8 protein-coding genes are annotated in these 9,627 nt (G+C 73.2%); 3 read left to right on the forward strand and 5 right to left on the reverse strand.

Annotated elements, in window-relative coordinates:
• Positions 1-130 precede the first annotated feature (130 nt).
• From ACWGH4_RS23810 to ACWGH4_RS23825, 4 genes are all read right to left on the reverse strand, one after another.
• Positions 131-1,435 carry a hypothetical protein gene (locus ACWGH4_RS23810; protein ID WP_453464250.1) on the reverse strand — a complete coding sequence of 435 codons (1,305 nt, stop codon included), beginning with the start codon at positions 1,433-1,435 and terminating at the stop codon, positions 131-133.
• Positions 1,432-4,014 (reverse strand): DEAD/DEAH box helicase, encoded by a 2,583-nt coding sequence (locus ACWGH4_RS23815; RefSeq protein ID WP_453464253.1) that lies wholly within the window; start codon positions 4,012-4,014, stop codon positions 1,432-1,434. Before ACWGH4_RS23815 ends, ACWGH4_RS23810 begins: the two co-directional genes overlap by 4 nt.
• 151 nt (positions 4,015-4,165) lie before the next feature.
• Positions 4,166-5,023 (reverse strand): ABC transporter permease, encoded by an 858-nt coding sequence (locus ACWGH4_RS23820; protein WP_441267317.1) that lies wholly within the window; start codon positions 5,021-5,023, stop codon positions 4,166-4,168.
• Complete coding sequence (locus ACWGH4_RS23825; protein WP_453464256.1) at positions 5,020-6,048, reverse strand: ATP-binding cassette domain-containing protein; 1,029 nt, start codon at positions 6,046-6,048, stop codon at positions 5,020-5,022. The genes ACWGH4_RS23820 and ACWGH4_RS23825 overlap by 4 nt, the downstream gene beginning before the upstream one ends.
• Before the next feature lie 345 nt (positions 6,049-6,393).
• On the opposite strand from ACWGH4_RS23825, the gene ACWGH4_RS23830 reads away from it, so the two are divergent.
• Both ACWGH4_RS23830 and ACWGH4_RS23835 read left to right on the forward strand, forming a co-directional pair.
• Entirely contained in the window at positions 6,394-6,687 is a 294-nt protein-coding gene (locus ACWGH4_RS23830) for an antibiotic biosynthesis monooxygenase (protein ID WP_441267319.1), read from the forward strand.
• Between the two features lie 264 nt (positions 6,688-6,951).
• The gene (locus tag ACWGH4_RS23835; RefSeq protein ID WP_441267320.1) at positions 6,952-7,743 is read left to right on the forward strand and encodes an SDR family NAD(P)-dependent oxidoreductase; all 792 of its coding nucleotides are present in this window, start codon (positions 6,952-6,954) and stop codon (positions 7,741-7,743) included.
• Between the two features lie 109 nt (positions 7,744-7,852).
• Here ACWGH4_RS23835 and ACWGH4_RS23840 read toward each other — a convergent pair whose 3' ends face one another.
• Entirely contained in the window at positions 7,853-8,848 is a 996-nt protein-coding gene (locus ACWGH4_RS23840; protein WP_453464261.1) for an acyltransferase domain-containing protein, read from the reverse strand.
• Between the two features lie 302 nt (positions 8,849-9,150).
• On the opposite strand from ACWGH4_RS23840, the gene ACWGH4_RS23845 reads away from it, so the two are divergent.
• A complete protein-coding gene (locus tag ACWGH4_RS23845) occupies positions 9,151-9,600 on the forward strand; it encodes a nuclear transport factor 2 family protein (RefSeq protein ID WP_453464264.1) in 450 nt (149 codons plus the stop codon).
• The last annotated feature ends 27 nt before the right edge of the window (positions 9,601-9,627 follow it).

Raw genomic sequence — 9,627 nt, forward strand, 5'->3', positions numbered from 1 at the left:
GGGCGGCACGGTAGTCGCTGACGGGGATGCCTGCGAAGAGGTCGACGGCCATGGCGCCATGCTAGGCGCTCGCCGGCGGCCGTCGCGGTGCCCTTCGGGCCGCACCGCGACGGCGTCACCGTCGTCGCCGCTACGCCTCCGGGGCGAGGAGTTCGCTGAGGGCGACCGCCGGGTCCGTGTCCGGGGGGCCGGCGGGCCACCAGGTGCCGGAGCGGTCGCGGTAGGGGTACCAGCGGCCGTCGCGGCCCTGGCGGAGCTGGAGGCCGCGGCCGGTGAGGGTCCAGTGGTTGCCGTCGACGTCGAGGGCCGGCAGGTCCTCGTCCCAGCCCGCGGCGAGGGCGGTGCGGGCGCGGGCGGTTTCCTGCGCGGAGGGCGTCCAGGGCTGTTCGAGGACCTCGAGGCCGGCTTTCCCGCCGGTGCGCCAGGCCTCTGCGGCCCGGTCGAGGTCGTCGGGGCGGCCGCAGGCCTCGCGCAGCCGGGCGGGGACGCGCGGGTCGGGGTGGGTGGCGGCGATGCGGACCGTGTCGTGCCACTCGTCGAGCGGCGGGGCGGGCGGCGTCTCGCCGAAGCCGGCGATGTGGGCGAGCAGTTCACGGGCCCGGACGGCGGCGTCGGCGACGAGGCGCTCCAGCGGGTCGGCCTCGATGCCGGTGACCGGTTCGGCCGCGGACGGCAGCGGCTCGGGCAGCGGCGGCAGGGCGGGCAGCGGGGCGGCGGGGCGGGCGTAGGCCTCGCGGTTGCTCTCGTAGGCGGCCTGCTCCTGCCGGTCCTCCTGCGCGGCCTCCTCTCCCCCGGCGTCCTCGCCTTCGCCGTCCTCCTCGTCCTCGTCCTCGTCGTCGGTGGCGGTCAGTGCCCGCAGCATCAGGACCGACTTGAGTTCGTCGAGTGCCTCGTGGGTGTCCCGGCCGCGGACCAGCAGGAGCAGCCACGGGTCGGAATCGAGGAGCCAGGAGAACTGGTAGCCGAGGGCGGTGGCGTGCGGGCAGGGGTGGTCGAGCGCGTCGCAGTCGCAGTCCGCGTCCAGGTCGCCGTAGCCGGGCAGCAGCCCGAGGCGGGCGTCCTCGGCCGCTTCGAGGAGGTCCTCGGGCAGGTCGCCGGCGAGCAGGACCTCCGTGGCGTCGGGCCGGTCGGCGGTCCGCTCCCACAGCAGGTCCCAGTCGTCGTCGTCCCATGCCGTGACGGTGAGGGTGGTGGCGTGGGCGGCCTCGCCGGCGTAGACCTCGGCGGCGATGCGGCCCGGGCTGACGGTGATGGGGCCGATGCGTCCGGTGCGGGAGAAGGCGCGGCCCTTCTTCAGGGGTTCCTCCTCGGGCCAGGTGTCCTCCAGGGCCTCGGTCCACCGGCCGGCCCACGGGGACTGTCCGCGGGTGCGGCCGCCCTTGCGGGCGGGGAAGGCGGCAAAGCCGCGGGCGCCGCTCGCCTCGTGATCGCTCAACAGACGCTCCTCAGTTCGACCAGGTTGGCCAGTTCGTCGTTGGTCAGTTCCGTCAGGGCTCCTTCGCCGGAGCCGAGGACGGCGTCGGCGAGGTCCTTCTTGGACTCGAGCAGGGCGGCGATGCGGTCCTCGATGGTGCCTTCGGCGATCATCTTGTGGACCTGGACGGATCTGGTCTGGCCGATGCGGTAGGCGCGGTCGGTGGCCTGGGCCTCCACGGCCGGGTTCCACCAGCGGTCGTAGTGGACGACGTGGTCGGCGCGGGTGAGGTTGAGGCCGGTGCCGGCGGCCTTCAACGACAGCAGGAAGACGGGGACCTCGCCGTCCTGGAAGCGCTGGACGAGTTCCTCGCGGCGGGGTACGGGGGTGCCGCCGTGCAGCAGCTGGGCCCCGATGCCGCGTTCGCGCAGGTGCCGTTCGAGGAGCTTGGCCATGGCGACGTACTGGGTGAACACCAGTGCCGCGCCGCCCTCCGCGGTGATGGTGTCGAGGAGTTCGTCGAGGAGTTCGAGTTTCCCGGAGCGGCCGGACAGGGGGGTGTCGTCCTGCTTGAGGAAGTGCGCGGGGTGGTTGCAGATCTGTTTGAGGCCGGTGAGGAGTTTGAGGACCAGGCCGCTGCGGGCGATGCCCTGGCTGGCGCGGATGCGGTCCATGACGTCCTGCGCGTGCGTGCGGTAGAGCGCGGCCTGTTCGGCGGTGAGGGCGACGGGCCGGTCGGTCTCGGTCTTGGGCGGCAGTTCGGGTGCGATGCCGGGGTCGGACTTGCGGCGGCGCAGCAGGAACGGCCTGACGAGTCCGGCCAGTTTGCGGGCGGTGGGCTGTTCGCCGGTGGCGTCGGCGCGTTCGGCGTCGATCGGGGCGATCCAGCGGCGGCGGAAGTGGCCGTGGGTGCCCAGCAGTCCGGGTGTGGTCCAGTCCAGGACGGCCCACAGTTCGGAGAGGCTGTTCTCGACGGGGGTGCCGGTGAGGGCGATCCTCGCGTCGGCGGGGATCAGGCGCAGGGCCTTGGCGGTGCCGGAGAGCGGGTTCTTGACGTGCTGGGCCTCGTCGGCGACGAGCATGCTCCAGCGGTGGCCGCCGAGCCGTTCGGCGTCCAGGCGCATGGTGCCGTAGGTGGTCAGGACGAAGCCGTCGTCGGCGCCCTGGAGGCTGCGGCCGGTGCCGTGGAAGCGGCGTACCGGGGTGCCGGGGGCGAATCTGCCGATCTCGCGCTGCCAGTTGCCGAGCAGGGAGGCGGGGCAGACGACGAGGGTGGGGCCGCGGGTGTCGTCGTGTTCCTGGCGCAGCAGGTGCAGGGCGATGAGCTGGATCGTCTTGCCCAGGCCCATGTCGTCGGCGAGGCAGCCGCCGAGGCCGAGGGAGGTCATGCGGTCGAGCCAGCGCAGGCCGCGCAGTTGGTAGTCGCGCAGGGTCGCGGCCAGTGCGTCGGGCTGCCGCAGGGGTTCGGTGCCGCCGTCGGGGTCGGTGAGGCGGGCGCGCAGGGCCAGCAGCCAGTCGCTGGGGGCGACGGGGACCTGTTCGGTGCCGATGCGGGTGTGGCCGGTGAGGGCGACGGCGAGGGCCTCGATGGCGGTCAGTGGTCCGAGGTCGCGTTCGCGGGCCTTGCGGGCCAGGTCGGCGCCCACCAGGGTCCAGCGGCCGCGGAGCCGGACGAGGGGGCGTCCCTCGTCGGCGACGTGGGCCGTCTCCTCCTCGGTGAGGGGTTCGCCGTCGAGGGCGAGTTGCCAGCGCAGGTCGACGGTGTGGTCGCCGCCGAGGAAGGAGCGCAGGTCGGCGGGCGGGATGCGGCCGGCGCCGACGACGGCGCGGGCGGTCAGGGAGCGGGCGGCGCCTTCGGGCCAGTGGACGTCGATGCCGTGGGCGCGCAGCCGGGCCGCGCCGGTGCCGATCAGTTCGGTGGTCTCCCGGTCGGTCAGGACCAGGGCGGAGGGGACGGGCAGCAGCCGCTCCAGCGGCTCCCACACGCTCGCCGCGCGGCGCACCGCGAGGATCGTGTCGGCCTGGGCGCGCGGGCCTAGGGCGTGGTCGGCGCTGGCGAACAGCTCTCCCGCGTCGAGCGCGAGGGTGGGGTCGGCGAGGCTGTGGGCGCGCGGGACCAGGTGCAGGGCGGGCGGGCCGTCGGGGGTGTCGGCGAGGTGGACGTGGAGGGACACCCGTACGCCGGAGTCGAGTCCGGCGGAGATCTCCTCGGCCCAGGCGCGCAGTTGGGGCACGTGCTGGGGTTCGGTGGCCGAGAACGCGGCCCGTCCGGTGGCGGCCGGGGCGGCGGCGGCCCCCCAGAACGCGGCGGCCGGATGGACGGTGGCGCCGTTGCGGCCGTAGCAGCGGCGGGCCTCGATCAGGGCGGGCAGCGCCTGGGCGAGGGGCAGGCGCAGCACCGGAAGGGTCCGCAGGGCGACGCCGCCGTCGTGCGGTACGACGAGCGACGCCTCGCCCGGCTCGCCCGCCGCCGTGTCCGGCAGCGGGGAGCCGTCCGGGTCGAAGAAGACGAGGCGGCCCGTGCGCGCCGGGTCCCCCGCCTCGAAGACCACCGCGCACCGCGCCAGCAGTCCGGCCTGCTCAGGCGCCAACCACACCATGCGTCCCGCTCTCTCTTGCGTGCTGTTCTCTTGTACTGCGTCTCGCACGCACGTCACGCGTCGTGCGTCGTACTCGTGCTTACGTGCGTCGTGCTCGTGCTCTTGCTTACGTGCGTCGTGCTGGTGCTGCGTCGTGCGTGTGCGTCGGTGATCAGCTTGTCAGGTTGCGGAAGCGGCGCACCGACAACGGGAAGAAGACGGCGCACAGGACGACGGGCCACACCACGGCCATCAGCAGCGCGTGCTGCGCGATCCATGAGTCCCCGCCGAATCCCGGGTTGCCGAACAGTTCCCGCACCGCCAGCACCGTGGAGGACAACGGATTCCACTCGGCGATCGTGCCCAGCCAGCCCGGCATGGTGGACGGTGCGACGAACGCGCTGGTGAGGAAGCCGATGGGGAATTCCAGGGTCTGCACCATGGTGATGCCCTCGGGGCCCTTCATCAGCAGTCCGAGGTAGATGCCGGCCCACACCAGTGCGAAGCGCAGCAGCAGCAACAGGCCGACCGCGAGGGTGGTTTCGCCGAGCGTTCCGTGGGCGTCCCAGCCGATGGCCAGGCCGGTGGCGAACAGGACGGCCAGGGCCAGCAGGGAGGAGAGCATGTCGGTCACGGCGCGTCCGACGACCACGGCGGAGGGGGCCATCGGCATGGTGCGGAAGCGGGAGGTGACGCCGCGGTTCTTGTCGGCGGCGACGGCGGTGACCGTCTCGCCCATGCCGAAGACCATCGTCATGACGAACATGCCGGGTACGAGGAACTCGCGGTAGTTCCCGCCGCCGGGCACCTGCATGGCGCCGCCGAAGAAGTACCCGAACATCAGCACCATCATGACGGGGAAGGCCAGCGACCCGATCAGGGTGCCCGGTTCGCGGACCCAGTGGGTCAGGCCGCGCAGGGTGACCGTCCAGCCGTCGGCGGCCGCCCAGCGCAGCCGGGCCAGCGGGGTGCGGGCGATCACCGGGGCGAGGGCCACGCTGCCCACGGGGCGGGGTGCGGTGATGCTCATGCCGCCACCGCCTCTCGGGCGCCGTCACCGGTACTGCCCAACGCGCCGCTGCCGCTGTCGCTGTCGGTGGCGCCGGCGGACGTGCCGGTGCCGGTCAGGTGGAGGAACACCTCGTCGAGGGTGGGCCGGCGCAGTGCGATGTCCTCGGCCGCCACGCCGGCCGCGTCCAGGGCGCGGACGATGCCGGCGAGCGCGCTGGTGCGGTCCTTGACGCGGGCGCTGATGCGGCGGGTGTCGTGGTCGGTGTCGGGCCGGTCGGCGCACACCTGCTCCAGCGCCGCCGCGGCGGCGGGAAGCTGGTCGGCGCGGCGTACCACGACGTCGATCCGGTCGCCGCCGATGCGGGACTTGAGCTCGTCGGGCGTGCCCTCGGCGATGACCTTGCCGGAGTCGATGACGGAGACGGCGTGGGCGAGCTGGTCGGCCTCTTCCAGGTACTGGGTGGTCAGCAGCACGGTGGTGCCGGTGTCGACGAGGCTGCGCACCGCCTCCCACACCTCGCCGCGGCTGCGCGGGTCGAGGCCGGTGGTCGGCTCGTCGAGGAACAGCACCGGCGGGGCGAGGACCATGCTCGCCGCCAGGTCGAGGCGGCGGCGCATGCCTCCGGAGTACTCCTTGAGCGGTTTCTTGCCGGTGTCGGCGAGGCGGAAGTGCTCCAGGAGTTCGTCGGCGCGGCGGCGGGCGGCGGCCGGTGACAGGTGGTGCAGGCGGCCGAACATGACGAGGTTCTGCCGTCCGCTGAGGACTTCGTCGACGGCGGCGTACTGGCCCACCAGGCCGATGCTCGCGCGGACTTCGGCGGCCTGGCGGGCGACGTCGTGCCCGGCGACCTCGGCGCGTCCGCCGTCGGCCTTCAGCAGGGTCGACAGGATGCCGACCGAGGTGGTCTTGCCCGCACCGTTGGGGCCCAGCAGCCCGTGGACGGTGCCGGCGGGTACACGCAGGTCGAATCCGTCGAGTGCGTACCGGTCGCCGTAGCGTTTGCGCAGTCCTTCGGCGAGGACGGCGGTGCTGGTCGGATCCACGTCGGCTTCCTTACGGGTAGCGGATATCCGGCCGAGGGTCCCAAACCGGCCCTGAGCAGGGCTGGTGCACGGCTCGGCGAACGGTCGAGGACCGCTCGACGACCGGTCGAACAGGCGGAGGACGGGACGCGGAAGCGGGAAACGGAAGGCGGCACGGGACGGGGCGCGGCGCGGGACGGGGCGCGGAACGGGCGCCGGCGGGACGGGCGCCGGCGGGACGGGCGCGGGCGGGCGGGAGGCGGGGGCGGGGGGGGTCGGCGGCGGTGGGGACCGGCTCCGTTCGACGGCTGCTCTAGCGCGGGGCGGGACCGTGGCGCGAGGAGGCCCCCGATCAGAGGACACGTCGTGATCACTTTCATCAACCGGTTCCATGTCACCGGCTCCACCGAGGAGTTCGAGACGGCCTTCGACGCCACGTCGGCGTTCTTCGCCGCCCAGCCCGGGTTCCTGAACCACCGGCTGCTCCAGCACGTCGACGAGCCGCACCTGTATGTGAACATCGCCGACTGGAAGGACGAGGAGTCCTTCCGCGCGGCCCTGGCCCGCCCCGAGTTCGCCGCGCACCGCACCACGCTGCGCACGCTCAGCAGCAGCGACCCGAACCTGTATGTGCCGCTGCTGGAGCGGGTCGCGCGCTGAGACCGCCGGCCGAAGAGCGCCCCGAGCGTCCTCCGAGCGCGTTTCGCGTGTGCGCCGAGCGGTCCTCGGCCGGTCCCCCGATCCTGTCGCACGTCCTGGTACGGACGGAAAGCGGCACCAGCAGGCCGACTTGCGGGCGTTTGCCACTGGTTGAGGGTGGCGGCACATCGGCCGGCGGCGATTCACCTTTTCCCGCCCCGCTCCGCGGGGGCTTCGTTTCCTCCCCCCGGCTGAAGCCGGGGGTATGTCCACAAAGGAGTTCAGATGAGTGAGACCGTCAAGGATCAGCGGATCGCCCTGGTGACGGGCGGCACCAGCGGTATCGGCCTGGAGATCGTGCGCAGGCTGGCGTCCGCCGGCATCCCGGTGCATCTGTGCGGGCGTTCCCAGGAGACGGTGTCCAGCACCGTCAAGGAGCTCGTGGAGGAAGGGCTTTCGGTTACCGGCTCGGTGTGCGACGTACGCGAGCAGGAGCAGATCAGTGAGCTGGTGCGCACGGTCGTGGAGCAGCACGGTCCGATACGGATCCTGGTCAACAACGCCGGCCGCAGCGGCGGCGGGCCGACCGCGACGATCACCGACGAGCTGTGGACCGACGTCATCGCCACCAACCTGACCAGTGTCTTCCGGGTCACCAAGGAGGTTCTGACGGCGGGCGGCATGCAGGAGGCGGGCCGCGGCAGGATCATCAACATCGCCTCGACGGGCGGTAAGCAGGGCGTGGTGCTGGCGGCCCCGTACTCGGCGTCGAAGCACGGTGTCGTGGGCTTCAGCAAGGCGCTCGGTCTGGAGCTGGCCCGTACCGGCATCACCGTCAACGCGGTGTGTCCCGGGTTCGTCGAGACGCCGATGGCGGAGCGGGTCCGCGCCGGTTACGCGGGCGTGTGGGGGGTGAGCGAGGAGGAGGCGTACGAGCGCATCACCACCCGGGTGCCCAACGGCCGTTACGTGCAGGTGCGGGAGGTGGCCGCGATGGTCGAGTACCTCGTCGGCGACGATGCGGCGGCAGTGACGGCGCAGGCGCTCAACGTGTGCGGCGGTCTGGGCAACTACTGACCGCCGGGGGCCGGTTCGGCGGTGCCGCCCGGGGTGCCGCGTCCGTCGGGCGGGAGCAGCCGCTGTCGGCAGTCCGCCTTTCCCGTCCGCCCCGCCCCCGTTGGCGGGCTCAGGCCCACTGGGGGGCCGTGGTGGCGGCCCGGAGCTGTTCGTGGGCCCGGGCCGTCTGCTGCCGGTCGTCGTCCGGGGTGCGGCTGCGGACGGGCAGGAGCGCGAGAGTGGTGTGGTGGGCCAGGCGCACGGCCGGATGGCGGCGGGCGATGGTGGTCAGGCTCCGGCCGGGCCCGGTCTCCAGCAGCAGGTGGCGGCCGGTGAACAGGAGTTTGTCGAGGGTGGGCCAGAAGTGGACCGGGGCGGCGGGGTGGCTCGCCCACAAGGCCGCGTCGGCCACGGTGTCCGCCTCCAGCCGGGTGCGGGTGAAGGCCGACCACAAGGGGACTTGGGGCGGGCGGGCGGTGATCCGCCGGTACAGGGCAAGGTCCTGGAACAGCGGGGCCAGGACGGGGCTGTGGAAGGGGTGGTGGGCGGCCACCGGCATGGTGGTGATCCCGGCGTGGCGCAGGTCGGCCGCGATGGCGTCCAGCGGGCCGGTGAGACCGGCGAGGACGGTCTGGCGGGGGGCGTTGAGCGCGCCGACGGCGATGTGGGGGTGGCGGGCGAGGAAGGGGCGTACGTCGTCGGGGGTGCCGGCGACGGTCAGCAGCCCGCGGGGGGGGGGGGGGGCGATGCGGGTGACCCGGTCGCGCATGACGGCCACCGCGTCGGCGAGGGTGAACACGCCGGCCAGGACCGCGGCGGCGAGTTCGCCGACGCTGTGGCCGAGCAGGGCCGCGGGGCGCACACCCCAGGACATGACCATGCGGCCGAGCGCGTAGTCCACGGTGAACAGCAGCGGCTGGGACCGGCGTACGTCGTCGATGCCGATGGCCGGGTGGTCGCCGAGCCAGTCGGCGCGCAGTTCGTCGCCGTTGCCGAACAGGGCCAGGCACCGGTCGGCGGCGTCGGTGAAGACGGGGTCGCTGCCGTAGAGTCCGGCGGCCATGCGCGGGTACTGCGCGCCCTGGCCGGGCAGCAGCAGCACCACGTCCCGGAACGTTCCGTCCATGGGCGGCCTCCTTCGTCCGACACCGGTGTCGGTGCCGGTCAATCTGCCGTGCCCGTATGGAGGTTCGCTCGAGGAACGCTCCACGCACACCCGGCGGCGGGGCCGGGCCCAGTGCGGCTCGAGGGCGGGTCCACCCGGCACGGCGAGGCTCGGCGGGCCGCGGCAGTGCGCCCGCCCGGGCGGCCCTGGCGGCGTCAGGACGCATCACCCGGACGGCGATCCGCCGCTTTCGCCCTGCACCGCAGGAAACTCGCCCCCATATTTCCCGGCCCGAAGGGCCGGAGCATCCCCGGAGGAATCACGTGACCAGCACAGCCATGGCGGCCGTCGTGTCGCAGAGCGAGATCTACGCACAGGTGCAGCAGTTCTACGCCGGCCAGGTGCGTCACCTGGACAACATGCGGGCCGAGGAGTTCGCCGGCTCGTTCACCGCCGACGGCGTCTTCGACCACCGTCCGGGTGGCGACCCGCTGGTGGGCCGGGAGGCGATCGCCGCGGCGATCGGCGAGTACCAGAGGACCACGCACGCGGCCGACCCGGTGCAGCGCCGCCACTGGTTCAACATGCTCCAGGTCTTCGCACAGGACGACGGCACGCTGCGCACCGAGTACTACGCGCTGGTGGTGCAGACCCGTCCGGGTGTGCGCGAGCCGGTGGTCGGTCCGAGTTGTTTCGTCACCGACATCCTGGTGCACGAGGACGGTGAACTGCGCACGAAGTTCCGCAAGGTCAGCCCGGACCACATGGTCTGACACCCCGTCCGGCACGAAGGAGAGGCG

The sequence above is a fragment of the Streptomyces sp. NPDC054847 genome, assembly GCF_053610925.1.